The sequence below is a fragment of the Micromonospora rhizosphaerae genome, from assembly GCF_900091465.1.
Classification (GTDB): Bacteria; Actinomycetota; Actinomycetes; order Mycobacteriales; family Micromonosporaceae; genus Micromonospora; species Micromonospora rhizosphaerae.
In genome coordinates this window covers 3,294,906-3,318,491 of the sequence record NZ_FMHV01000002.1, presented here as the reverse complement: position 1 = coordinate 3,318,491, position 23,586 = coordinate 3,294,906, and the positions used below count along the sequence as shown (strand labels likewise).

General features: G+C 69.7%; 21 protein-coding genes and 1 pseudogene. 11 read left to right on the top strand and 11 right to left on the bottom strand.

Annotation, left to right across the window (positions count from 1 at the left end; genetic code table 11):
* The first annotated feature begins 1 nt into the window (after window position 1).
* The 9 genes and pseudogenes from GA0070624_RS15885 to GA0070624_RS36840 form a co-directional block, all read left to right on the top strand.
* Window positions 2-859 (top strand): type II secretion system F family protein, encoded by an 858-nt coding sequence (locus GA0070624_RS15885; RefSeq protein WP_091341894.1) that lies wholly within the window; start codon window positions 2-4, stop codon window positions 857-859.
* Complete coding sequence (locus GA0070624_RS15880) at window positions 856-1,740, top strand: type II secretion system F family protein (RefSeq protein WP_091341891.1); 885 nt, start codon at window positions 856-858, stop codon at window positions 1,738-1,740. The genes GA0070624_RS15885 and GA0070624_RS15880 overlap by 4 nt, the downstream gene beginning before the upstream one ends.
* 14 nt (window positions 1,741-1,754) lie before the next feature.
* Entirely contained in the window at window positions 1,755-1,958 is a 204-nt protein-coding gene (locus tag GA0070624_RS15875) for a hypothetical protein (RefSeq protein WP_091341889.1), read from the top strand.
* Window positions 1,959-2,035: 77 nt separating this feature from the next.
* Window positions 2,036-2,347 carry a TadE family protein gene (locus tag GA0070624_RS15870; protein WP_245718809.1) on the top strand — a complete coding sequence of 104 codons (312 nt, stop codon included), beginning with the start codon at window positions 2,036-2,038 and terminating at the stop codon, window positions 2,345-2,347.
* Window positions 2,348-2,854, top strand: a complete 507-nt coding sequence (locus GA0070624_RS15865; RefSeq protein WP_091341883.1) for a hypothetical protein — start codon at window positions 2,348-2,350, stop codon at window positions 2,852-2,854.
* A complete protein-coding gene (locus GA0070624_RS15860) occupies window positions 2,851-4,638 on the top strand; it encodes an AfsR/SARP family transcriptional regulator (protein WP_091341881.1) in 1,788 nt (595 codons plus the stop codon). The genes GA0070624_RS15865 and GA0070624_RS15860 overlap by 4 nt, the downstream gene beginning before the upstream one ends.
* A complete protein-coding gene (locus GA0070624_RS15855; protein ID WP_091341879.1) occupies window positions 4,635-5,066 on the top strand; it encodes a pilus assembly protein TadG-related protein in 432 nt (143 codons plus the stop codon). Before GA0070624_RS15860 ends, GA0070624_RS15855 begins: the two co-directional genes overlap by 4 nt.
* A gap of 14 nt (window positions 5,067-5,080) precedes the next feature.
* The gene (locus GA0070624_RS15850; protein ID WP_091341877.1) at window positions 5,081-8,041 is read left to right on the top strand and encodes a LysM peptidoglycan-binding domain-containing protein; all 2,961 of its coding nucleotides are present in this window, start codon (window positions 5,081-5,083) and stop codon (window positions 8,039-8,041) included.
* A gap of 61 nt (window positions 8,042-8,102) precedes the next feature.
* Window positions 8,103-8,312: pseudogene (locus GA0070624_RS36840) on the top strand (prepilin peptidase); the annotation flags it as partial.
* Here the strand turns inward: GA0070624_RS36840 and GA0070624_RS35745 are convergent.
* Window positions 8,274-8,585 carry a hypothetical protein gene (locus GA0070624_RS35745; protein ID WP_245718807.1) on the bottom strand — a complete coding sequence of 104 codons (312 nt, stop codon included), beginning with the start codon at window positions 8,583-8,585 and terminating at the stop codon, window positions 8,274-8,276. The pseudogene GA0070624_RS36840 and the gene GA0070624_RS35745 overlap by 39 nt on opposite strands.
* A 124-nt stretch (window positions 8,586-8,709) precedes the next feature.
* Between GA0070624_RS35745 and GA0070624_RS36415 the strand changes: the two genes are divergently transcribed.
* The gene (locus tag GA0070624_RS36415) at window positions 8,710-8,841 is read left to right on the top strand and encodes a hypothetical protein (protein ID WP_281180980.1); all 132 of its coding nucleotides are present in this window, start codon (window positions 8,710-8,712) and stop codon (window positions 8,839-8,841) included.
* A 717-nt stretch (window positions 8,842-9,558) separates the two neighbouring features.
* Here the strand turns inward: GA0070624_RS36415 and GA0070624_RS15840 are convergent.
* The gene (locus tag GA0070624_RS15840; protein WP_091341873.1) at window positions 9,559-10,404 is read right to left on the bottom strand and encodes an NYN domain-containing protein; all 846 of its coding nucleotides are present in this window, start codon (window positions 10,402-10,404) and stop codon (window positions 9,559-9,561) included.
* Window positions 10,405-10,514: 110 nt separating this feature from the next.
* Here GA0070624_RS15840 and GA0070624_RS15835 point away from each other — a divergent pair, with 110 nt between their 5' ends.
* Window positions 10,515-15,095, top strand: a complete 4,581-nt coding sequence (locus tag GA0070624_RS15835) for an ATP-binding protein (RefSeq protein ID WP_091341870.1) — start codon at window positions 10,515-10,517, stop codon at window positions 15,093-15,095.
* Between the two features lie 51 nt (window positions 15,096-15,146).
* On the opposite strand, the gene GA0070624_RS15830 is transcribed toward GA0070624_RS15835, so the two are convergent.
* The 9 genes from GA0070624_RS15830 to GA0070624_RS15790 form a co-directional block, all read right to left on the bottom strand.
* Window positions 15,147-16,187 (bottom strand): M23 family metallopeptidase, encoded by a 1,041-nt coding sequence (locus tag GA0070624_RS15830; RefSeq protein WP_091341868.1) that lies wholly within the window; start codon window positions 16,185-16,187, stop codon window positions 15,147-15,149.
* A gap of 159 nt (window positions 16,188-16,346) precedes the next feature.
* Window positions 16,347-17,450: a hypothetical protein gene (locus tag GA0070624_RS15825; RefSeq protein ID WP_091341866.1), complete on the bottom strand. Its 1,104-nt coding sequence runs from the start codon at window positions 17,448-17,450 to the stop codon at window positions 16,347-16,349.
* Between the two features lie 245 nt (window positions 17,451-17,695).
* Window positions 17,696-17,965: a hypothetical protein gene (locus GA0070624_RS15820; RefSeq protein WP_141715032.1), complete on the bottom strand. Its 270-nt coding sequence runs from the start codon at window positions 17,963-17,965 to the stop codon at window positions 17,696-17,698.
* Window positions 17,965-18,483 carry a hypothetical protein gene (locus GA0070624_RS15815; RefSeq protein ID WP_091341861.1) on the bottom strand — a complete coding sequence of 173 codons (519 nt, stop codon included), beginning with the start codon at window positions 18,481-18,483 and terminating at the stop codon, window positions 17,965-17,967. The genes GA0070624_RS15820 and GA0070624_RS15815 overlap by 1 nt, the downstream gene beginning before the upstream one ends.
* A complete protein-coding gene (locus GA0070624_RS15810) occupies window positions 18,480-19,076 on the bottom strand; it encodes an RNA polymerase sigma factor (RefSeq protein WP_091341859.1) in 597 nt (198 codons plus the stop codon). The genes GA0070624_RS15815 and GA0070624_RS15810 overlap by 4 nt, the downstream gene beginning before the upstream one ends.
* A gap of 418 nt (window positions 19,077-19,494) precedes the next feature.
* On the bottom strand, window positions 19,495-20,844 hold the full coding sequence (locus GA0070624_RS15805) for an FAD/NAD(P)-binding protein (protein ID WP_141715031.1): 1,350 nt from the start codon (window positions 20,842-20,844) through the stop codon (window positions 19,495-19,497).
* A 134-nt stretch (window positions 20,845-20,978) separates the two neighbouring features.
* On the bottom strand, window positions 20,979-21,500 hold the full coding sequence (locus GA0070624_RS15800) for a hypothetical protein (protein ID WP_141715030.1): 522 nt from the start codon (window positions 21,498-21,500) through the stop codon (window positions 20,979-20,981).
* Window positions 21,484-22,419 (bottom strand): DNA-processing protein DprA, encoded by a 936-nt coding sequence (locus GA0070624_RS15795; protein ID WP_091341853.1) that lies wholly within the window; start codon window positions 22,417-22,419, stop codon window positions 21,484-21,486. The genes GA0070624_RS15800 and GA0070624_RS15795 overlap by 17 nt, the downstream gene beginning before the upstream one ends.
* Entirely contained in the window at window positions 22,419-23,549 is a 1,131-nt protein-coding gene (locus GA0070624_RS15790) for an ArdC family protein (RefSeq protein WP_091341851.1), read from the bottom strand. The genes GA0070624_RS15795 and GA0070624_RS15790 overlap by 1 nt, the downstream gene beginning before the upstream one ends.
* Window positions 23,550-23,586 lie beyond the last annotated feature (37 nt).

Below are 23,586 nucleotides of genomic sequence, written 5' to 3'. Positions count from 1 at the left end.
CATGACCGGCGTCAACGTCCTGTGTGGGCTCGCGGTGGGCTTCGGCGTGTGGCTGGTGGCCACCGGGATCCGCCGTACCGAACGCCCGGACCGGTCCGGCACCTCGGCGCGGCTGCGGAATCTCGTCACCGGCCGCAACGGCTACCGGCTGGCCGCGGCGGTCGCGGTCGGCGCGCTGGTCGCGGGGTTCACCCGCTGGCCGGTGGCCGCGCTGCTGGCGGCCATGTTCACCTACGCAGCTCCGTCGATGCTCGGCGGCGGCCGGGCCGAGGCGGCCTCACTGGCGAAGCTCGACGCGATCGCGTCGTGGACGGAGGCACTGCGCGGCAGCCTGCGCTCATACGCCGGAATCGAGCAGGCGATCCGGGACACCGCCGACCTGGCCAAGCCCTCGATCTACGCCCAGGCGACCGGTCTGGCTGCCGCGCTCGACGCGGGCATGCGGCTGCCGATGGCGATGACCGGGTTCAAACGCGACGTCGACAATCACGCCGCCGACCTGGTCGCGACGGCGCTGCGGAAGGCGTCCGGCAGCCACACCGGAAACCTCGCGGCCCAACTCGGTTGGCTAGCCCACGCCGTCCGCGAACGGGCCGCCGCGGTGCAGCGGGTCGAGACCGCCCGGACTGAGGCCAAGGCCAGTGCCCGCCTGGTGATCATAATCGTGGTCATCGTCGGTGTCGGCCTGTACCTGTTCAACCGGCCGCTGCTGGAACCGTTCGAGAGCCCCACCGGCCAGGTCGTCCTGCTCATCGTCGGCGCGATCTGGACGCTCGCGGCCGTGTGGCTGCAACGGCTGACCCGCATGCCGGAGGCCGTCCGGGTCCTGTGGGACGATCCGGAGGCGAGGACGCCATGAGCGACGCGCTGACCGTCATGGTCACCGCCGGTGGTTTGGTCGGCGCGGGCGTGGCCGTGTTCGCATCTGGGCTCAACCCGCCCCGCCCGGCGCTCGTGGATGCCCTGGACCGGCTGTCCCGGCCGCCGGTTGCCCCGCTCGGTCGACGCCGCCGGCTCGACGTCGCGCTCGCCGCGCCGCTGCGCCACCTCGGACTGCCCCGCGACCGCACACTGCGCGATCTCGCGATCCTCGACCGCGATTCCGCCGAATACCTGGCCCAGCAGATAGTCATCGCCGTCGCCGGCATGCTGGTCCTCGGCGCGCTGCCGGTGTTGTGGGGACTCGGCGGGCAACTGCCGCTGTGGCTGGCGTTGCTGGGTGCCGCGATCGCGGTGCGGCTGGCCCACAGCCGGCTGCACGCGGCGGCCGAGGTCCGCCGCGCCGAGATGCGCGAGACCCTGTCGACGCTGCTGGACCTCGTCGGCGGTGGCCTCTCGGGCGGGGCCGGCGTCGAGCAGGCCCTCGACGAAACCATGGACGAGCTGTCCGGCTGGGCCGCCACCCGGATCCGCCGCGAACTGGCCGCCGCGGCGCAGACGCGCGGCCGGCAGCGCATCCATGCCTGGACCGCGTTGCGGGACCTGGGCGCGCAGATCGGCGTCGACGAGCTCGCCGAGCTCGCCACCGCGATGGAACAGGCCGCGGCCGGGGCACCGGTCGCCGAGACCATGTCCGTCGTCGCCCAGACGATGCGGGCGCGGACGACCGCCGACATGGAACGCCGGGCACACGCTAACAGCGCCCAAATGGCCATCCCGATCATGCTGTTCGGCCTCGGCTACCTGATCTTTTTGTTGTACGCGGCGATGGGCGCGATCAGCGCCAGCCTGACCCGGTAAAGGAGGCACTTCCGATGAACCACGCCATCATCCGTCTGCTGGCCAAAGGCAGCGCAGCCATGCGTACCAGGCCCGAACGCGGTGCCCAGACCGTCGAGGTAATGCTCTGTATCGCGGCGGTCATCGTCATCGTCGGCGCGGTCGGTCTGATCCTGCGCGATGACCTCAAGGCGTTCTTCAACAACCTCTCGTACACCATCGGCTTCACCGGCAGCTGATGAAACGGCCACGCCTACGACGGCTCGGCGGTGACCGTGGTGCGGTCACCCCCGAGGTCGCCGGTTACACCGTGCTGATGCTGCTGGCGCTGATGATCGGCGTCCAGGCGGTCACATGGGGCCTGGCGGCCCTCGGCGCCCGCTACACCGCCAACCACGCCGCGCAGCAGACCCGCGTGCACGGTGGCACCGTCGCCGCCGGCGAGGCCGACGCTAACGCCATCCTGGCCTCAGCGGTCGGCAATGCTCTCAACGACCCCAGCGTCGATATCGATCGCAGCGCGACCGAGGTCACCGTCACCGTGCACGGCAGAGCCACCTCGATCATTCCCGGATTCCGTCCCCCGGTCACCGTCACCGTCCACGCGCCCGTCGAGAGGCTCAACTAGATGTCCAACCGGCCAACCACCGTCCGACGCCGCCGCAGCCTCGCGTCCGCAGTGCGCGGCGACCGCGGCGCGTGGTCGGTGGAGGTGGCCGGCTTCTTCCTCCCGTGCATGCTGCTGGCGATCGTCGTTGTCGCGGCAGCCTTCCAGCTGGCAATCTCGCGCCTGGACCTGGAATCCGCCTCAGCCGCGGCTGCCCGCGCCGCGTCCCTGCAACGCAGCTCCACCGCGGCGACCGCAGCCGCCCGGCAGGCCGCCGAGAACGACCTGGCCGGACGGTCGATCACCTGCGCCAGGCTTGTCGTGGCGGTCGACACCAGCCGGTGGCAGCGCGGCGGCTCGGTCACCGTCACCGTCACCTGCACCGTCAACCTCTCGACGCTGGCGATGATGAACGCCATCCCCGGGCAGATGACCGCCTCATCGACCTCCACCGCCCCCATCGACACCTACCGGTCAGTTGCGCTGGGAGCCGTCGGCGACCGTCCTGCGGCCGGAGCGCCGGCATGATCGTCTCGCTGGAGCCGGAGCTGCTGGAACTGCTTACCCGGCTCGACGACCCGCAGGCCACCGCTGTCGCGGAGGAGCTGGATGACAACCTTGCTGCGGCGGTGCGGCGCGCCGCGTTCATGCGTCGCCTCTTCTATGCCGCGGTCCTGATCGTTGCGCTGTATGGGACGGCCACCGGAGCGGTGGCCGCGTTCGACCTGCCGTGGTGGATCGCGATCGGCGGCATCTTCGCGTTGGAGCTCGGCGGTGTGACGTTCCTGTCCAACGCCGACGTGCGTCGCCGTCTCGGCGAGCACGCCGCCGCGTCGCGGCTGCTCGGCGGGATCATCGCCGCCGCTGCCGCCACGTTTAACGTCGTGACGCACGCCAACCGCCTGCTTGGCGGCTTCTACGCCCTGATGAGCGTGCTCGGGTTCGTCAGCTGGTGGGTCGACGTGGAGAACAAGCGCCGCGACCGGCTGCGCGCCCGAGGACTGCTGCCCGCACCAACACCGCGATACGAGCTGTGGGGCCACTGGATCCGCCACCCGATGATCACCGCGCAAGCCCGCGGCTTCGCCAAGGCGTACCCGCAGCTGGGCCTTTACGGCTCGCTGCAAGCCGCGCTCATCGTCCGCCGCCGGGAACGGCGCGACGCCGCCCTCGCCGATGTCCTGCGCGCCCGCATCCGCGCAGCGGCCGGCAAGAAGATGGCCGACATCGCCGTGCTCACCTACGACATGGACGAGGTCGCCCGCAGGCTGCGGGCCAACGCCGACTACGAAGGCCTGACCGCGCTGCTCGGTAGCGAACTGACCGCCGAGCACGTACTCCACGGCCGCGACGACGAGGCCGCAGTCGCGGCCCGCGCCTTCCTCGCCCGGCAGGCCCAGACTCGGCTGCCGCTCACCGGGACCGGCGCGGGCCCCGACGAGCCCGCACCGTCGGCCGACCACGCCGAGATCGCCGAAACCGACAACCCCTCGCCGCACAGCGTGCCCGACCGCCACACTATGGCTCCGGATGAAGCGTCGTGGCGGGCGCCCTTCACCGTCGAGGACCGGTTACCGGCGGAGGGCACAGCGGTCAACGGGCAAGCCGTACTCCCGCCCGCCGGCGCACGGCCAGGCGTGCTGCCGGCGCGGCCGACGACGGCCGGAGGCATCACCGTCACGCTCGCGGAGCCCGACGACAGCCGCGACCCCGACCAGGTGGACGCCCCGCCGCCTGATCCGCCGGCCAGCACCACAACCCGGTCATCCGGAGGTTCCGGTCCGCCGTCGGGTGGCCCGGTCCGCATCACCGTGATCGGCGAGCCAGCGGTGCTGGACGCCACCGGCCAGCCGATCCGTGGCCTGCGCGCGAAGAGCATGGAACTGCTGGTGTTCCTGGTCGTCCGCCGCAATGGTGCCCCGTTGACCGAGATCCTCCACACGGTGTGGCCGGACGTCACCATGCAGAAGGCGAACCAGCGGCTGTCAACCTGCCTGAGCAACCTACGCGGCATCATCCGCGGCGCGCTGGAAGCCATCGACCCGGCCGACCGCGACGAGACTGCCGACGGCCCACGACCAGAGCCCATCGTCAACACCGGCGGTCATTACCACCTCGACCCCGCCATTGTCACCGTCGACTGGTGGCAGCTGCTCGACGAGCGGCGAGCCTGCACACCGTCAGCCACCGACGCGGTCGTCAGCGCGGCACGTGCCCGGATCGCCGACGGCTACGACTATCCCTGGCTGGACATCGACCCAGACGGGCCACCCGCCGACCGGCACGACCCGCAGCCCTGGGAGGGCCGATGACCTCTCGTCGACTACGGACAGCGCTGCGACCTGCAGCGGGTAGAGACCGTGGCTCCGCCACCGCCTTCGGTCTTTTCCTCATCCTCGTCGTACTCGTCCTCGCCGGAGCCATCCTCGAAGGCGGCAACGCCATGAGCGCACGGGGCCACGCCACCGACATCGCCCAGCAGGCCGCCCGCGCCGGCGCCAACCAGCTCAACCTCGGCGCGCTGCGCCAGAACGGCGTGGTCCAGATCGACCCCGCCGCCGCACAGGCCGCAGCCACCGCCTTCCTCAACCAAATGGGCGAGCAGGGCAGCGTCACCGCAACCGCAGAGGAGGTCCGCGTCACTGTCACCGTCACCCGACCCGGGATCCTCGTGCCGATCCTCGGCCTCGACACACTCACCGTCCACGCCACCGCCACCGCCGCACCCATCACCGGATAGCCCAGGAGCGCGCCATGTGGACAGCAGCCGCCCGCGCCGGTCAGCGGCTCATCAACGCCGTCGGCCTGCTCGCCCTGCTGTTCGGCGTCCCCCTCGCGCAGCTGCGCTACATCGGCTCGCCCCTGCCCGACCATATGCCCACCCTGGCCGACGTCCGCACGGCCTTGACCAGCCGGGAGTGGCTCACCGACGCCACCTACCTCAACGGGCTCTCCGTCCTGCTGTGGCTGCTGTGGCTGTTGTTCGCGATGTCCGTCGTCATCGAAATCTGGGCCGCTGCCCGTGGCGTACGGGCACCCCGTTACCGGCTCCTCGCACCCACCCAGGGCCTGGCCGCCGCGCTCATCGCCGGGATCACCGCCAGCATCGTCGTCGCCGCACCCGCAGCATCACTGACCGCCTCGCTCACCAGCCCGCCCGCCCACGCCTCACCGGCCGCGGCGCTCGTCGTACACGCCGACACCCCGCACCACACCACTGCGCCGACGACCTCGGTTGCGGGTTCGGTCGGCGTGTCGGCCACGCCCGCGTTCAGACCGGTCGGCACGGTCACATTGCTGATCGCCGGCAAACCGGTCGAGCACACGGTTACCCGCGGCGAGTCGCTGTGGCGCATCGCCGACAAGTACCTCGGCGACGGCAACCGATGGACCGAGATCTGGCAACTGAACAAGGGCCGGTACTGGCCCCACATCTCCGGCCGCACCACCTTCAACGACCCCGACCTGATCTTCCCCGGGTGGGTGCTGACCATGCCGTCCACCAGCACACCGACTGCGACCGCACTACCGGACAACCCGGTTACCCAGAACCCGCCCAGCACATCCACCGCGCCACCGACGATAGATCCAACGACCGGACCGACAACGACCGCACCCACTCCACCAGCGGCGGCGCCGGGTGCGTCGGCCGCCGCCGGGCCCGAGACTTCGGTGAGCTCACCTGCACGCGGCGACGATGGGGTCTTCGTACCGCCCTCGGCGACGGTGACCGCCTCGCCGTCAGCCGCCGCACCTGGGCCGGTGGTCCCGACGACCACACCGGGCCCGTCCACCGTCCGCACCAGCGACGCGACACCCCGGCCGGGTATCCGCGACGACAGATCCTCGAACTCGTCGCCGGAATGGGTCATCATCGCCGGCGGCGCGATGGGTGCTGGGCTCGCCGCCGGGCTGATCTACGCCGTGGCGATGGTGTGGAAGCGACGCCGTCACCGGTACCGACCCACACCCATCACCAGTCCCGACCTGCGCGATGCGGACCTGACGCCACCCCTCGCGGCGCTGACCCGGCTACGGCAAGGCGTGCGCCGCGCCGCACCGCACCTCCTAGACCGCAGCCCCGACCGCGGTCCAACCGTCCGCGAGTACATCGCGGCGGAGGTCAAGCCGCCATTGCCGCCTAGCGGCCCCAGCGGCACCGAACTGGCCGGCGTCGGCGCACTCCCGGTCACCACCGGGCTCGGCCTGGACGGCCCCGCCGCTCTGGACGCCGCCCGCGCCCTGCTCGTGGCCACCCTCACCTCCGGAAGCGCCGACGACCCGGACGCGCAAGGCTGCGCCATCACCCCGGCCTCGACCCTGGCCACCCTGCTCGGCGTTGCCGCGGTCGACCTCAACGCGATGCACCGACTCACCGTCGCCCCGACCTTCGCGGCGGCGCTCACCCTGCTCGAAGAGGAGATCATCCGCCGCAGCCGGATCATCGCCGACCAAGAGGCCGCTACCGTCTTCGCAGTACGCGAGGAGTGCACGTTCGGCGAACCGCTGCCGCAACTGCTGCTCATCGCCGACGTCCCCGACGAGAGCTGGCACACCCGGCTGGCCACTGCGATCCGACTCGGCAAGAACGTCGACATCGGCACCGCCCTCATCGGCGTCTGGCCCGAAGGCACCACGCTGACCGTCGCCTCCGACGGCACCACCGAGGGCGGCGATGGCGAACGCGTCGCCGTGCTCGACACCGCCGCGACCACCGACATCATGACCATGCTCGCCGAAGCGCACGGCGATGCCGAACCCCCTACCGGCCGGCCCGTGCCCGCACCCGCCCGAACGCAACGGGTGACCGCCACGCCAGTCTCCGACGACGGCGCATCGGCCGAGACCGAACGCCTCGGCACCGCCCCCCAGCCCGCCGAGCCGCGAACCGAGTCAGGTACGGCCCCGAACGACGCAGCAGAGCCGACGCAGGGCGGCGCCGGTAGGCGCGTTCACGCCCGCGTGCTCGGCGTACCCGCGATCCTCGGCACCGACGGCAAGCCCGTACGCGGCCTGCGCGCCAAGAGCCTGGAACTGTTCGTGTACCTGGTCGTCCACCGCGGCGGCGCCGGCCTCGACGACATCATGGAGGCGATCTGGCCGGACGTGACCGTCTCCCGCGCCGCGGACCGCCTCTCCACCTGCGTGGCCAACCTCCGCACCACCATCCGCTCGGTCGCCCAAACCGGCACCGAACCCAGCGACGACGCACCCAAGATCGAACCAGTGGTCAATACTGGTGGCCACTACCACCTCAACTCGAACCTGCTGCAGGTCGACTGGTGGACCATCCAAGACGCCTACGCCCGAGTCGCCACCGCGGCCGACGACGACACCCGTCTCGCCCACCTGCGTACCGCGATCGCCGCCGCCAGCGGCGGGCTGGCCGACGGCAGCGGCTACGAGTGGATCGACACCGACCGCGAGAATGCTCGACGCCGCCTCGTGAAGATCTATGCCCAGGCCGCGGGCCTGCAGGCCGACAGCGACCCGGCCGCCGCGCTCGCCCTCTACGACACCGCCCGCGCGCTCGACCCGCTCTCCGACGAACTAGCCCGCCGGGCGATGCGTACCGCCGCGCGGCTCGGCGACGCCGCCGGCGTACGGGAACGCCTCACCGCGCTGCACCGCGAACTCGACGACGCCGGCATCGACATCGACCCGGACACCGAGGAACTCGCCACCAGCCTGCTCCGCGATCTGGCGAACCCATGAACGACCCATACCCGACGCAACTGCTGCCCCGCTCGCGAGCCCGCGCCCATCTGAGACGGGCATGAGCACCGGGTGGGCCATCGTCGCCGCGGCAGCCGCCGTCGCACTTGCCGGCACCGTCCGGACATGGATCCTGGCCTTCAGCGTCCCGTACGGCCACCCACCACAATCGGCCTGCCCCAACTGCCAGACCGCAGTCATCCCACCCGAAAGGATGGGGCTGCTCGGATGGTTACCGCCGAACGGCCGATGCCGCACCTGCACGTCGCGGATCGGGCCGGCGCCCGGAACCGTCGAAGCCGTCCTCGCCGCCGCAGCCGGCACGCTCGTACACACCACCACCACGCCGGCCGCGACGCCCGTCCTGGTCTGCCTCGCCGCGGCGGGCGTCACGCTCGCGTTCGTCGACCTGGCCGCTCGGCGTCTCCCCGACCCGTTCACCGCGGCGGCGTTCGCCACCGCCGTAGTTGTCATCCTGCTGCAGATGCTGACCGGCGGAGGCTGGAGCCAAGGGGCTGCGCGCCGCAACAGCTGCGGGAATCACCGGCGGCTGCTACTTCCTGCTGACCCTCATCGCCAACGGCGGCCTGGGCGACGTGAAACTCGGACTCACCACCGGCCTTCTGCTCGGCGCACACAGCTGGACAGCAGTCCTGATCGGAGGACTCGTGAGCGTGCTGATCACCGCTGTGATCGGCTCGACGCTGCGAGCCGCCGGACGTCGGAAACCAGGCGACGACATCGCGCACGGACCCTCGATGCTGGCCGGAGCGGTGATCGCCCTCGCCATGATCACTTAGCCGGTGTCTCTCAATATGCCAGCCACCCGCCGCACACCATCAGCAAGGCACTCGATACGAAGAGTAGCCGTACGGGTTACAGAAAAAGGACTGTCGCGCCTTGCGGGCGCGTCGGCGGGCCAGATGCCCGGGTTGGCTAGCTGCGGAATCCAGGAACAGGCTTAACTTTTGGGGCAGTGGGACAAGGGGTCTGTACCGCCGTGCCGACGCCATGATGCGGCGGTCTCGCTACCGGCCCTCGCGATCGAGTTAACAGCCCTCGCGACCGTGTTCACGGTCGTCGCGACCGAGTCGATGGCCCTTGAGCAGTCGCCGGCCGCCTCGCGCCAGGATTTGTGTACCGCAGGGTCCTGCAGAATACGGATTGCCAGGTTCCCGAGGGTGACGAGCGTGGTTGCGTTGAGCACCCGCCGAGCAGTGTTGATGTGAGTCATGGTGGACCTTTCTTCAGATGAGTAGCCGAGCCCGGTTAGTCGGCTTGAGCGAACGAGAATCGACCTTTGGTGTATCCGCCGAACTCATTGCTGGAGTCGGAGTTCTGGCGCAGTCGAGCAGAGCTCACGCCGCCAGAGTCCGATCCGGACTTGCCGGAGTTTCCGCAGCAGTTGTTCTTGGCCATGTCTTCACCTCGTTCTGTGCTCGTCTCGGGATGAGAGCCAGGGCGAAGTCGCCCGGCGGTTCCAGGGGACGGGTGCCGGGTGGGCTCCGCCTTGGCGCTCAGGCCGCGGCGGGCAGATCGTGGACGTGCTGACTGCTGAGACGCGCGGTGCGCCTGTTCGGCGTGACGTTTTCCGGCTTGGGCGTGCGGGGCTGGAGCCGGACGAGGGTGTGGGTGTCTGCGGCGGCAGCCAGTTCGCGCGAGAGCACTGAGCGCTGCTTTGGGTGCTCGGCCGTCACGACCTGGACGCTGAGGCCGGCCCACTTCGCCTGGCGGGCGAGATCGGCGAACGCGTGGTCGCCAGAAATGATGACCAGTTCGTCGTACTCGGCTGCCACGCGACGGAGGTCGATCGCGGCCAGGAGTGCACGATCGGCCCCGTCAGGGGCGTCGGCCCCAACGACCCACTTGACGTTTGCACCATGGATCGCGGCGCGGTACTTGCGGACGACGAGGCGGCTGGCGCCGACCACGACGTGGTCGTGTGGAGCGATGCCCGGGGCCTGCAGCTTCAGGATGTTCCAGAGACCGGCGGCCTCTTCGCGGGTGGCCCTCGCGCCGCGGGTCGGGTTCTCGATGTCGAGCAACACGTAGCGGCGCTTGCGTGAGGTCAGCGACGCGGTGAAGGCCTCGGCCGGTTCGATTGCGCCACCAACATTGATCGGCTGCCGCGCGTAGGTCTTCTCCAGGTGGTACCCGCGGCAGTCGGGGCACGCGAACGTGCTGCCCTCGAACTGGTGGGAGCCGGCGAGCATCGCCTTGGCGCCCTGCCGGGCCTGGTGGCGATCGCGGTAGCGCGCGAGCCCGGTGGCCTGGCAGAGCGCCAGCTTGTGCCGACGAGATTCTCCGCCGTGGCGGTGCGAGCGGGTGGTGAGTTCGGAGTTGATCCGGGTGTTGGTTTTCACTGTTACCTCCTTTGAGGTGATGCCGGTGTGGCGATGCCTCAAGCAAACCGCTAGGCACGCGAGGCATCACGCGGCCCCTTGCCTCGCCCTGCCTGACCGATCCCGCTGGCATGATGATCGCCATGGCGCACGAACCCGGACTTGAGCTCACGAAGGATCTCTCCGATGCGCTCAGCTCGGTCCTGGGTGCCGCGCCCACAACACCCGCGCCGGTCGTTGTCCTGGCGGCGTACCTGGACTCGCTGGCGAAGGGTTACGGGCTGTCGGAGAGCCTGGAGCTTGATGTGGGCCTACTTGAGCGGGTCGACCTTCCAGCGTCGGCTGTCGCGCTGATCAACCACTACCTGGCAAGCGGCGGTGCTTCCCTCGACGAGGACTCCCTGCGAGACCGGCTCTACTCCGTCTTCGCGGATCTCTCCCAGGACCGGCGCGCCCGCAGCATTCTCAACAAGAGCCAGCCCTTGAGCGAGTTGGGCCTGCTCCACTTGGGTCAGATCTACTGGAATCTCGAAGCTACCCAGGCACGGCCCAAGCTGCCGATCCGGCCGGGGCAGGTCGTCACTGTTGCGGGAAAGCAGGTTCGTGCTGACATCAAGGCTCCGAACGCGAACAAGGACTTCGCCACAATGAAGTGGGCGGCCCGCGTCAACGAGCAGGGGCCGTACAAGTCGTCAGGACAAGGGTTCCGAAAGCAGGGAGCCCGCCTGGCCGTACTGGCTGCAGAACACATCATCAAGTGCAACCCGCAGCGCCCGCCCACCCTGGTAGGCGCAGCCCTCCAGCTCACCCCATCCGATCGCGGCGAACATCGGATTTCGTCGATCATCTGGCGTGAAGACGAACCAGGCTTGGCGACACCCGCCACGATCGGTGCCGACCGTCATCGGCGTGGGCTCGACGCCGGGAAGCAGGGTGCGCCGGATCATCGATCGGTCGTCGAGCACAGCTTCGCTCGATTGAAGCTGGCTAGCGCGTTCGAGGGCCGCGAACCCGAGTTGGACGAGCTGGTGGAGTTCTGCACTACCGATGACGAGCAACGCTTGCTTGTCGTCGGTGAGCGCTACTCCGGCAAGTCAGCGCTGATGGCGGAGTTCTTCGTGAATGCCGAAGCTTCCGACGCCGTTCGGTTGGGCTACTTCGTGCCGCCAAATCAGCGGCAGGATGCACGATCCGAAGCGATGGTGCGCCACCTGGTCCGCCAGGCCTACCTGCTGACGACAGGCGAGGAGTTGCACACCGACTCCAGCAACCCGGGCAGGCTGAGGGAGCTGCTCGCCACGTGCGTCGGCCAAGCGAGACAGGATGGACGCAACGTTGTCCTGATCGTCGACGGCATCGACGAGGACGTATCGAATCGCCTGCAGGAGCAGACGATGATGAGCGTCCTGGGCGAGCTCTCGGTTCCCAGGCTCAAGGTGATCGTCTCGGCCTGGTCAGACCGGATTCCCGAGGCCGCCGCCGGCTGGCGGCAGCTGCCTGTTCGGCGTACCGAGTACGTCGCCGAATGCCTCAAACAGATGGAGGCCGAACTCGAGAGTCTGTTCGACCAGGCTCCCACCCGGGGGATCCTGCAGTACCTGACGTTCGGATTCGGCGCCTTCCAGGCCGACGAGCTGGCGCAACTCACCGGCGGCAGTGTCCGAGCCATCCGCAAGACGCTGACCGGTTCCGAAGAGCGCGTGTTCAGCGCGGTACGCGAACCCGGCGAAGCAGACGGCTGGGCCTTCGCGCATCCCAAATACGCCGAAGTGGCCCGAGCCTTGTTCGACGAGTCCGCGGGTGGCTGGCCGGCTGGAGAACTGACGTCGGCCGCTGCCGTATCGGCGGAGACTGAGACCGAGATTCGCGTTGAGGCCTGGGCAGGGTCGTTCCGAAACGCCGGGTGGCCAACCGAAACCCCCCGCTACCTGCTCACCAGCTACCCGGAGTCCTTGGCCGAGCGGGGCGACCTGGCCAGACTTTGCGGACTCTTGTTCGACCCTGGCTACCTCCGGGCTGTCGCTGGCAGGTTCGGCCCCGCCAACCCCATCCCCTTCCTCGTTGATCAGGCAATGCCGCTGGCGCTTCGCGCTGCGGAGACCGGCGGGTCCACGGCCAGCCTGGAGAGCATCGCGAAACTGGTAACGGTCCGCGACAACTACCAGGTGACCGCCGACACCCTCCCGCTGGTCCTTCTGGAAGCTGTCGGACGCGTGGAAGGGCCGGTCGCCGCGAAAGGACTCGCCACCCACATCGTCGGACGCAACATCGACTACGACCCCGGCGAGGTGAGCGGCCGATCCGGCCCGTTCGAGCCATTGAGCAGCTCCGCCGCCCAGACCATCAGCGCCCTCGTCGGTGCCGGGTTGACGGACATGGCGAAGGAGTACACCGTCACACGGGATGACCCGGACGTCCGCCGGGCGTACGTCCGAGCGCTCCTCCACCAAGGCGACCAAGCTGGTGCGACCGAGGCGGCCCGCGCCTGGCAAAGCTCGATGGAGGATGCAGCCAAAGACCACCAATCCGCGCTAGGCGACCTCTCCGCACTCATGGAGCGCGCGCTAGGACGCCTGGTGGAAGGCGAGATGGAGGACGCAGCCAAAGACGACCCGTCCACGCTAGGCGCACTCATGGAAAGCGTGCTAGCACTCCTGGCGGAAGGCGGGGACGAGACCCGGGCACTGGCACCCTCCCTAGTGGGTGTGCGCGATGGCTTCCGGAACCGATCCAGATGCGTGAGGCTATTCCGGGAGGCAGGCGATCATGTCGGCGCGTCCGGACTGGCGATGCGGCTTCTCGGGGAGTACCGCACGGTCGAGCACGTCGGCGGGGTTGTGGCGCTGGACGTCGCTGAAGCGCTGGTGTGGGGCGGTCATGTCCAGGAGGCTTGGGAACTGATCCGTACCATCCCGGAGGTTGTCGGCGAGCTGGCCACCACCCTTCTAGGCCGACCGGGCATCGCCGAGCACCCTTTCTTATTTCCGGGACCGAGAATCCTTGACTTGCTCAAGATGGTCCCAACGCTGCCCCTCATCGAAGCCTTCCTCGCCACCGGAAACCACGCCAGCGCGCGCCAGTTCCTGGCGGAGCACGTCCAGGGGAAGGAGTACGTGCAGATTCATGCCGCGCTCATGGTGAAAGCCGGCATGCCAGACGAAGCATTCACTGCCATCGACACCCTCGACACACTTCCAGACAACACCCGCGGACTTGAAGTGTCGCGGCCCTTCATGGTCACGCAGCACAAAGTCGTGCTGTTGGCCCTCCTCGCCTGCGAGCATCCCGAATCGGGAGCGGCTTCCCGAGCAGTGGACCAAATCAAGAAGCTGGTTGCCGACTCCCACCCGGAGGCCCAGCCCGTGCTGCTGAGCCAGCTTGCACTGGCCATGATTGCACTACGCCGCGATGATGAATTCGATTCGATCGCGGAGCAACTGGAAGACCCGGGCGATGTGCTTCTTCACGGAGTGGAAACCGCGGCCCGGCGTGGCGACCTCCAGGCCGTGCTGCGTTACGTCCACCACCAGCAATGGATGAACCCACGCACCTCTGTGAAGAACCGGATACCGGCGCTTGCCCTCGCGGCGATCTGTCACCTCGAGGCCAACGACCCGCAACAGGCCCGAAAGGCACTGGGCCAAGCCCTCACCCTCGCCGCAAGCCCGGCAGTGGCGACGAGGGTACGCCGTCAGGGAATCGTGGATGCAGGGGTGGGTCGTGAGTTCGACTGGGAGCACATGCTCCGCCAAGGCATCAAGACGGGACTGGAAACCGTGCGGGCCGCCGCGTACTGGCTAGAGAACCCGGAGGAACACCTCGACGCGCTAGCGGCTGCAATCGTTGCCGCGATGAAGCTCTGGAAAAGCTCGCAGGGAATTGGTGACCGCGATGAGGACGGCCAGAATGGCCCACCGGGCGAACTGCCGGAATCCGGTCTTGACCCGCTAGAGGCGGCCATAGGCGGCCGTGCGCCAGTCAGTTGGGGGGGCTGGCCGCAGGTCTTCGCGGCGCTGGCCGACGCCACGAACAGAGCTGGCGATGAGGGGGCCGCGGCAGGACTTGCCACCCTTGCTCTTCGCGCGGCGCTCGTGCAAAGACAGCACGACGACCCGGGAAGGCCAAGTCCCCCGGTTGTGCTTGGTTACCTGCTCATCGATCTCGTGCGCTTGGTAGGGGAACTAGAACCGGACGGGATACGCCAGACTCAGAAAGCCCTCGAGGACTCCCCCCAACGCCTGCGGCTGGCCTTCGCCCCTTTCGCGCCACCTCGTGAGTTTTCCGCCCTGTGGGCTGCCGCGGAATCAATGTCGCGGGCGGCGATCGGCCAGCGAGACGACGCCCGCGCGCTCGTCACCGAGGCCAGCAGCGCAGTCGCGACAGCCAAGTCGACAGATGCTCTTTCCAAGGCGCACGAGGGCGCTCTTGCGCTCTGTGTGGAGACCCTGGCGTTCTTGGGCGAGCCAGACCTAGCCGCCCCACTACTGGGCTACATCTCGGACGCCTCGGTCGCGGCCCAGGCAAATCTCTGCCTCGCCGATGGCTATCTTGACAAGGGCGACACCGTGGCGGCTTTCCAGTACGCCTCCCGTGGGCTTAGCGACTGCCTCGATCCGAGGATTCTGCGCCGTGTCGACCCAGATCTCGTCCCCAAGATCGCCGGATTCGAGGACCAGCTCTGGAAAGCCAACTCCGGCCGGTCCCTCGACTGACCTCAATCTTTCATGGCGCTGGTGAGGGCACTGCCCAAAAGACGACGCGCTTCATTCGGGTTGGGGTAGATCGGTGCCGCGCAGCGCGAAGAACCCAACGGGGTCGACGGCGTTGGACTCGGTCGCGGGATGGCTGGTGTGGGTTTCCAGGTGCAGGTGTGGTCCGGATGAGTGGCCGCTGCTGCCGACCTGGCCGATGATCTGGCCGACGGCCACCTGTTGGCCTACCTCGACGGACGGGCGGCGGACCATGTGGCAGTAGCGGGTGACGCTCGAGTCGGGGTGCAGGAGTTCGATGTACCAGCCGCAGCCGCGGACGGTGACCGGGTCGCCGTCCACGTCGCAGGAGTAGGGGTCTCCGTTGACCAGGTGGGCGTTGCAGACGACGCGGATGACCAGGCCGGACGCGGCGGCGTGGATCGGGGTTCTTTTGGGTGCGGCGATGTCGACGCCGTCGTGGCCGGGCCGGCTGTCGGTCCGGAACCTGGATACGAGGGGCCCCTGGACCGGTTTCATCCAGCCGCCGATACTGATGCACTGCTCACCAGTACCGTTAGAACCGACCGGTTGGCCGGAGACGAGCCCGACGAGGACGTTCGCGTCGCCCTCCCAGTTGGCGTAGGCGTCGGGGTAGGCGGAGCGCTGCACGGCTTGCGCGGCAACGGTCAGCGGCATGGTTTGCCAGCCCGGGATGGTGACGAGCTTGCGGTAGAACGCTCCCGCCGCGTACTCGGGGTCCATGATTTGCGCGGGGGTGCCCCAGCCCTGGCTGGGCCGTTGCTGGAACAGGCCGAGTGAGTCGTGGTCGTTGTTCTCGCCGAGGTGGCCGAGGTTGCGCAGTCCGGATTCCTGCAGTGCGGTGGCGACGGCGATGATCTGTCCGCGGACGGGGATGTCGTTCTGGACGCCGACGGTGACGATGACCTTGGCGTGGTGGAGTTGCTCGGCGTCGTATCGGCCGGTGGTGCCGCTCGGGGTGGTGATGACCGAGCAGGCCGACGCGGCGCCGGTGAGGGTGGCTACGCCGGCGATGCACAGGAAGGCGACGGCGAGGACGACGGCGCCGATGGTGGCGATGGCGCGCGTGGTCATGGCTGGCGCCGGAGGGTGAGTGCGGACATAGCGGTTTCCCTTCGAGGTGGTGCGCCGGCGGCGATCTGCCGCGGGTGCCGGATGGTTCCGGCACGGGCCTCGAAGGGGGTGCGCCGGTGGCGGGACATGGATGTGTCCCGCCACCGGCGGTGGATGGGTCTACGAGGCGGATGCCGGGTGGTGCGGTACGTGGCCGTTGGTGGTCGCCAGCTGGGCGATCCGGTCGATCAAGGTCAGCGGCGAGTCGAGCAGGCCGCTCATCCCGGTGCGGCGGATCCACTGGACCTGCCGCAGGGAGATGCCGTGCCGTTGCGCGAACTCGGCCGGCTCGATGGCGGGGTCGGCCTTGAGTTCGGCCCACAGTTGCCGCCACCGGTCGTAGGACGCCTGGTCTTGCGGCACGCGGCGGAGTACGTCGGCGGGCGGCATCGGCCCGGCCAAGGCACGCGGCGCCGCGGGTTCCCGTGCGGTGTCCGAGTCGGCTCCGCTGTCCGGTGGGGCCGGGGGTAGTAGGTCGGCGCCGATGACGCGGGCCCAGCCAGGCACGTCGGCCTGGGCTTCGAGGGCGGCGGCGACCGCGTCGAGGTCGAGGGTGGTGGCGGCGATGTCGGCGCGGACCGGGTCGTCGTGCCGGGACCGGATCAGCGTCTCGACGTGGGTGGCGAGGGCGGCGCGGCGCTTCTCGTCGCGTAGTTGCTGACGGGCGGCGTCGAGGGAGTCGTGCAGCGGGAGTCGGTGTGCGAGGGCGAGGGAGCGGGCGCGGCGGGTGGCGGCCGGCTCGCGCCACCATTGGGCGAGGCCGTAGACCGGCGCGGTGTCGGCGAGTTTCCCGGCGGCCCTCAGCGCGTCGCGGCGGCGGGCGGCGCTGTGCATCAGCCACACCGAGTAGGCGAAGACGCCGAGGCCGCCGAAGACGGCGGCCAGGTAGGGCACATCGTGGTGGCCGATGACGTTGATAGCGACACCGACGGTCACCGACACGGCGGACAGGACTCGCCACCCGTAGGCGGCCTCGCCGAGGCGCTGCCGCCAGTCGGCGAACGCGGCCGTGACGACACCGCCAAGGTCGATCACGGCGGCGAACGGGGCAACGAGGGCGGCTCGCCACCACCAATCGAGGCCGTCCGGCCAGGGCGGGGCCTGCACGCCGACCCAGATCTGGCCGATGGTGGAGCCGAGGGCGGCGATGACGTAGAAGATCCACGCGGCGTGCTCGGCGGCCCGGCCGTGCGGGCCGTCGCCGAGCTTGGCGGTGAGGTTCATCGCTCGCCCGCCGCCGGCGGGGTCGTCGTGGACGTGAGGGCCATGGGTTCCTCCTGCGTATGCGAAGTGGCCCAGCGCCACGGTGCGGGACGCTGGGCCACGTGGGCGTGTGCGTCCCGCCGGGGACGGTCACCAGCAGCCGGTGTCCGTCGACGAGCGGGGACGGTGGATCAGGTGTCCTTCGCTGGCCCGCATCGCGTCGATGTTGGCGATGACGGCGTCGTCGGACATGAAGGTGTGGGCGGTCACGACGGGTCCCGCCACGTCCAGTGCTCGCCGGTGCCGTTGTAGCCGCTGCGGAACCCGCGGCGCACCACCGTGCCGGCCTCGTCGACGATCTGGACCTGCCAGTACACGCCGAGACCGCGTAGTTCCCGAAGCACGAGTCGCTCGATCTGGTCAACGCTGATGAACGGGATGCCCACCCCGGCAGGGACGTCCGCGTCCGCGTCGAGACTCGGCCCGCCGTGCAGGCACTTGTGGCCCCGAACCGAGACGTACAGCAGGCGCAGCATCACGCCTCCCCTCGTGTCGGGCCGGGCTGTGACCTGCCGGCCGGGCACCGTTGGCGCCTCGGCGGTTCGTCGTGGGTGGTGCCGGTGGCGTGGTGGATGGTGTGGACATCGGCAGGGTCGACGACGTCCCACCTCCAGCCGAAGCCGACGCGGTAGCGGCCGTCCTCGTCCGGGGCGGTGACATCGACGAGCGCGGGGTCGCTGTGCAGGACGCGGCTGTCGACCACGACCAGGCTGCCCAGCCACGACACCGACGCCATGTCCTGTAGCGCGTCGAGCCACGCCTCGTCGAGATGGGCGCCGGCGGCACCCGACGCGGTGATCGCCGCCGTCATCTCGGCGTGGTGGCTGTCGACGATCGCGCGCATCACCTGCGGGGTCACCGTGAAGACCTTCCAGCCGTTCCACGTCCCGGCCGGGATGCCGGCGAACCCTTTGCGGTAGCGGTGCTGGCAGGACAGGTCGGTGTTCTCCAACCAGTCACCGCTGAAAATGTGCGTGGGGCGGCTCGTGCTCATCGCGCCACCGCCGTGGCTCCGGCCGACGAACGGGTCAGTGCGGCGTTGAGCCGGCGCAGCCCGCGCCGTTCCAAGTCCCGGATGGTCTGCGAGCTGCAGCCCATGACCGCGGCGGCGAGATCGCGGGGGTAGCCGTCGAGGTAGCGCAGCCGGATCGCCGTTCGCTGGTTGTTAGTCAGGCGGGCAATGCCGGCTACGAACGCCATCCTCCTGCCGACGGTGAGCGTGCGAGGCGCCGACGCCGGGGCGATGGCGGCTCGGTGGTGGATCTCGTGGGCGGCGCGCAGGTAGCGGCGGGCGGCCCAGCCGTGCCGGGTGCTGGCGCGAGCGGCCAGCCGGAGGATCCAGCCGGTCACGTCGTGCGGCGCGGACGCCAGTTCGGTGAGCGCGTCGGCGAACGCCTCGTGCACGGCGTCGGGGATCGCGTCGCGGTCACGCAGCCGGACGGCCACGTAGCGGGTGATCAGATCGAGGTGCTCGGCGTAGAGCCGCGCGAACGCGTCGCGGTCGCCGTTCTGGGCGCGGCGTAGCAGGTCGAGGGTGGCCGACGAGGTCTCGCGGCGGCGCCGCGTGGGGCGGCGGCTGTGTGCCATGACGGAGCTCCATTTCTCACGATCCAAGATTGGAGTCCGGGCACGGCCTGTTGGCCGTGCCCGGAGGTGGTGCCGGTGGCCGGGCGACGGCCAGGTGAAGCGGTGTCGAGATGACGGTGGGTGCCAGGGGCTCGGCGAGCCGACTGGTCGGGCCCCGGTTAGGTCCGCTGGGTGCGGTGGCCCGCATCAAGCGAGTGCCCGTTCGGCCTCGGCGGAGGTCGTCGGCGTTGACGGCGACGGCCCACCAGGCGCGTTGCTGGGTCACGGCTGTGCTGACGCCGGGTAGTCGGCGACCACGACCGCGACCGGCTGCGGGCTGATCGTTGTGCCAGTGGCGATGACGGCGTAGCCGTGAGGGCGAGCTGGTCTCCCTATCCGCGGCGAGTTCGGCGTTGGCGAGCCGGACGATGTCAGTGCGTTAGTCCCTCGTCACGGCAGGAAGCGTTGCCGCCAATGCGGCTGTCTTGGTCGCCGTTCGGAAGATCGAGACGGCGTTGGCGGCGATGTTCGCGACGCCGTCTACCCGCTCCCGCTGATTAAAGGGCAATCTTGCGTGCGGACCGACGCGGAACGCGGGCAGGTTGTAGTGCTCACGAGCAACGACGTTCCCGTCGGCAGTGGCGTACTCGTCGAAGGACCCGAGGTCGAGCCCGTCGATGTTCGTCTCCCGGTTGCCGGTGCAGACGACGACGAGGTCGTACGTGCGGCCATCGATGAGTCCTGCGCCGGGCAGCGCGACGGGCCGTGCCCGGCGACCCAGCACGTTGAGTCGCCGGACGCCGAACCCGTCCGGGCGCAGGTAGCGACCGATGGCCTGGTACCTGCCGCGGATGTCTTCCTGCCACTGGTCGCACGTCGTCGGCAGGTCGTCGGCGTACCAGTCGATCCGGTCCACTCGGTCCAGCGCGGCAGCGGCCATGAACGGCTGCGGCGCGATGCCCAGGCACGACTCGACGGCGCACTTGGCGGAGTCACCGCCACCGACAACCGCGACACGACGCACACCGCGCAGCGGCCACATGCCGGCCATGCGCTGCATGAATTGCGGGAAGGTGAGGATCGTGGTGCCGTTGGCGACGTCCTGGTCGTCAGGGTCACCCACGCCTCGGGCGTCGACGACCCGCCCGGCGGGCAGCGGGTCGCGATCCTCAATCTCGATCTGCACTCCTGTTCCGTCACGGGCGATCGACAGGACCTTGGCGTTGGTCACCACGTCGGCGAACTGCGCCAACGCGAGGCGAATCACGAACGCCATGTCCGTGTTCGTCTGGTACTCGATCATCGACACATTCGCTGCCTGGATCGGTGCGCCCGGCAGGTAGTTCAAGCTTGCCCCCTGGTCGCCTGCCAGTCCGGCGCTTCCCGGGCGGTTGCGGGAGTTGAGGTAGAACGTCGGCCGCTCGGTCGTGGCGAACGTGCCACCGACCCGCTCGTTGCGCTCCAGCACCAGTGGCTTCGGGTATCCACTGAGGACGCGTACGGCAGCGTACGTCGCTGCGTGGAATCCACTACCGATGATGACCTCACGGTCGGTGCTGCTGGAGCTCAGCGTGTCCTGCTGACGCGGCTCGTCTGACCAGTAAGCGTCCAAGACCTGGTCAGCGAAGCCGCGACCGTAGGGGTCCAGGGCAACACCGGTGAGCTTCGCCTGCCACGGGCTCGGGAACTCCGACTCCCGTTGCGTCATCGCCCGCATTCCCTCAGCGGCAGATTGCCTCAAGGCGACGGCGGTGAGAAGGGACTCGATCTGCGCGGATGGCTCGAACATGGCCCCGCATCCTTTCCTCGGTCACCGGGGAACCGCGCCGGGCCGCGTACCCACCCCGGGGCGTCCCCGGGGTTGCGGCACGCGGCCGGCACGATCCCCGGAACGGTCAAACGGGCGGGTAGCTGGGTCTGGCGTTACCAGTCCAGGGTGGGCAGGGGTCGGATGCGCAGTGGCGGGATCCGCCGCCACGACGCGGCGAGCGTGGTGGCCTGCGCCGGGTGCCGGATCACGTCGTAGTCGCGGACCCAGACCGCGTACCAGGGCTCCGCCGGTGCGGCATGCCGCAGCAGCTGATCGGCGCTGAGCGAGATCCCGGCCAGGACCGGGTGTTCGCTGGCCCGGTATCGAGAACGCCGGCCGGCGAGCATCGGGCAGGCCCGGCGGCTGTACGTCGCGCACGGCGGGCAGACCGCCGGCTCGGCCGTGCACTCGTAAAAGAGGTCCGATTCCCGGGCGAACAGCACCGCCCGCTCGCCCAGCCGATGGCCGCAGACCTGGCACAGGGTCCGGGTCAGGCACCGGTACTGCGACACGTCGGTGAGCTTGCCGAACAGATGCAGCCCAGTCGCGGTGGCCGGGGTGATCCACGGGGCGACGAGTCCGCCGGAGCGGGGCCGGTCGACCAGGTGCACCGGGATGCTAGGCGTCGCCGTCACCGGCACCACCACCTTCGTCCGGCTCGCTTCCGGGGTGCGGTGTGAGGTCGGCCAGGACATGGTCAACATGGGCGACCGGTCGGACTCGCGGATCGGTGCGCAGCAGCTCGTGGCAGCCGGCCGACACGGCGGACGTGACCGGACCAGGCACGACCATGCCGACGCGGCCCACGTCGACGGCCTGCCGGACCACCTGCAACGCCCGGCTGCGTAGCGACGCTTCGACCACGACCGTGCCGGCCGTGAGCGCCGCCAGCAGCATCTGGTTGGCCGCCGCACGCTGCAGGTGCGGCCGGGCGCCTGGGGGCCACGCGCTGAGCAGCAGGCCGTCCCCGGCGAGGCGTTCGAACAGCCCGCGATGCTGGTGGGGGTGGAGCTGGTTGAGGCCGCAGGGCAGGACCGCGACCGCGTCACCACTGACGGCCAGCGCGGCCCGCAGGACTGCGCCGTCGATCCCGAGCGCGCCGGAGGACACCACCGTCCAGCCTCTGCCCGCAAGCTGAGCGGCGAGGTCGGCTGCCACGTGGTTGCCGTAGTTGCTGCTGGCCCGCGACCCGACAATGGTGACCGAGGCCGCCTGCCGCGGGATCGGGGCCGGCCCGCGCGCCCACAGGCACACCGGCTCCCCGCCGTCCAGGTCACGCAGTCCGGTCGGCCAGTCGGGGTCGGTCGGGATCACCACCCGGCCGGCGCCGCGCTGGGCCTCCTCGACGGCGACGGCAGCCTCAGCCCACAGCCGTGACGCGGGCAGTTGCCGGATCTCCGACCGGGGAACGAACGGCACACCGCGCACCGAGAGCATGTCGAACGTCTCGACCGGGCCGTGCTCGGCCAGCAGCTTGCGCAGGCGGGAATCGCCCGGCTCACACAGCCATCCGAGCTTGGCCCGCGCGCTCCGCTCGTCGGAGTAGGTATCCATCACGCGGCCACCTGCTCGATAGCCGCAGCGCCAGCCAGGTCGATCATGGCCGGATCAAATTCGTCGGGTCCGGCCTGCGTCGGATCGGACTCATCAGTGCCGTCGGCCGGGGTGAGGTCGGTCAGGATCTGCTTGGCCACCCGCAGCACCGTTTCGGCGCATTCCTTGAGCAGGTCCATGTCGCCGCCTGCCCACCCGAACACGTAGGCATCGCTGTAGGCCGCACTGTCCATGCCCAGCGCCCGCAGCACGATGTGCGCGACACTCTCGGCCTCGGTCTCGTTGCGGCCGCGGTGCACGTTCTCGCCGACCGCGGCGGCGTCGAGGTGCCCGCAGCGGATGTGCGCCAGCTCGTGCAGGGTGGTCTTGGTCCGCTGGGCCGGGTCGACATCGTCGCGGACCTGCACGACCTGGACGCCCGGGCCGCGGACCGTGACCCCGTTCGCGCCGCCCAGGTAGCCGGTGCGCGGTGCGGCGAGTTCGAAGGTGTACCCCTCGTCCTTGATGAGCTTGACCAGGTCGTCGAAGACACCGGTCGGGTCGCCGCCGACGAGCAACTGCGGGCCGTTCCCGCGCCTCTGGACCCGTCGACGGGCCAACACGGTCGGCGGCTCGAACGGTTCACCGTCGGTCTGCGACAACTCGAAGGTGTTGGCCAGCCCGAAGCCGACCACCTGCACGGCGGGACGACCGGACGGCTCCCGCTTGACCGTGCGTCCGGCCGCCTCCCACTCGGCCGCCTGTTCCTCGGTCGGCCGCCGCTTGATCGGCGCCCAGATCTTGAACGCCTTCTCCCCGGCACGCACGTACCGCTTGTGAGCCTTCCATCCGGTCGACCCGTCCTTGCGTCCGTACGGCAGGAAGTAGCGGGGTTCGATGCCGCGCTCCTCGGCCTGGACCAGCAGCAGGATCTGGTTACCGAGGCTGTACCGGGCGCCGAACGTGGCCACATGGTCGATGAACTCGACCCACTGCGCCGGTTCGGCAGCCATCCGGGCCAGCCGGTCGTCGAAGTCGGCTTTGATCTTCGCCAGCAGTTCGGCGCGATCGTCGCCGCCGCGGCCAGGCCGCCCAGCCGTCGGGTTGTTCTTGGCCTTCGGCTTCTTGGCCCTTGGGTTGTTCTTGGCCATCAGTGTGGCTCTCCTATCCCCGCCTCGTGGCGGCGGA

Coding starts and splice junctions, on each gene's coding strand:
- GA0070624_RS15885 (WP_091341894.1), top strand. CDS start 2: ATGACCGGCGTCAACGTCCTGTGTGGGCTCGCGGTGGGCTTCGGCGTG.
- GA0070624_RS15880 (WP_091341891.1), top strand. CDS start 856: ATGAGCGACGCGCTGACCGTCATGGTCACCGCCGGTGGTTTGGTCGGC.
- GA0070624_RS15875 (WP_091341889.1), top strand. CDS start 1,755: ATGAACCACGCCATCATCCGTCTGCTGGCCAAAGGCAGCGCAGCCATG.
- GA0070624_RS15870 (WP_245718809.1), top strand. CDS start 2,036: ATGCTGCTGGCGCTGATGATCGGCGTCCAGGCGGTCACATGGGGCCTG.
- GA0070624_RS15865 (WP_091341883.1), top strand. CDS start 2,348: ATGTCCAACCGGCCAACCACCGTCCGACGCCGCCGCAGCCTCGCGTCC.
- GA0070624_RS15860 (WP_091341881.1), top strand. CDS start 2,851: ATGATCGTCTCGCTGGAGCCGGAGCTGCTGGAACTGCTTACCCGGCTC.
- GA0070624_RS15855 (WP_091341879.1), top strand. CDS start 4,635: ATGACCTCTCGTCGACTACGGACAGCGCTGCGACCTGCAGCGGGTAGA.
- GA0070624_RS15850 (WP_091341877.1), top strand. CDS start 5,081: ATGTGGACAGCAGCCGCCCGCGCCGGTCAGCGGCTCATCAACGCCGTC.
- GA0070624_RS15835 (WP_091341870.1), top strand. CDS start 10,515: ATGATGATCGCCATGGCGCACGAACCCGGACTTGAGCTCACGAAGGAT.
- GA0070624_RS15830 (WP_091341868.1), bottom strand. CDS start 16,187: ATGACCACGCGCGCCATCGCCACCATCGGCGCCGTCGTCCTCGCCGTC.
- GA0070624_RS15825 (WP_091341866.1), bottom strand. CDS start 17,450: ATGAACCTCACCGCCAAGCTCGGCGACGGCCCGCACGGCCGGGCCGCC.
- GA0070624_RS15820 (WP_141715032.1), bottom strand. CDS start 17,965: ATGCTGCGCCTGCTGTACGTCTCGGTTCGGGGCCACAAGTGCCTGCAC.
- GA0070624_RS15815 (WP_091341861.1), bottom strand. CDS start 18,483: ATGAGCACGAGCCGCCCCACGCACATTTTCAGCGGTGACTGGTTGGAG.
- GA0070624_RS15810 (WP_091341859.1), bottom strand. CDS start 19,076: ATGGCACACAGCCGCCGCCCCACGCGGCGCCGCCGCGAGACCTCGTCG.
- GA0070624_RS15805 (WP_141715031.1), bottom strand. CDS start 20,844: ATGTTCGAGCCATCCGCGCAGATCGAGTCCCTTCTCACCGCCGTCGCC.
- GA0070624_RS15795 (WP_091341853.1), bottom strand. CDS start 22,419: ATGGATACCTACTCCGACGAGCGGAGCGCGCGGGCCAAGCTCGGATGG.
- GA0070624_RS15790 (WP_091341851.1), bottom strand. CDS start 23,549: ATGGCCAAGAACAACCCAAGGGCCAAGAAGCCGAAGGCCAAGAACAAC.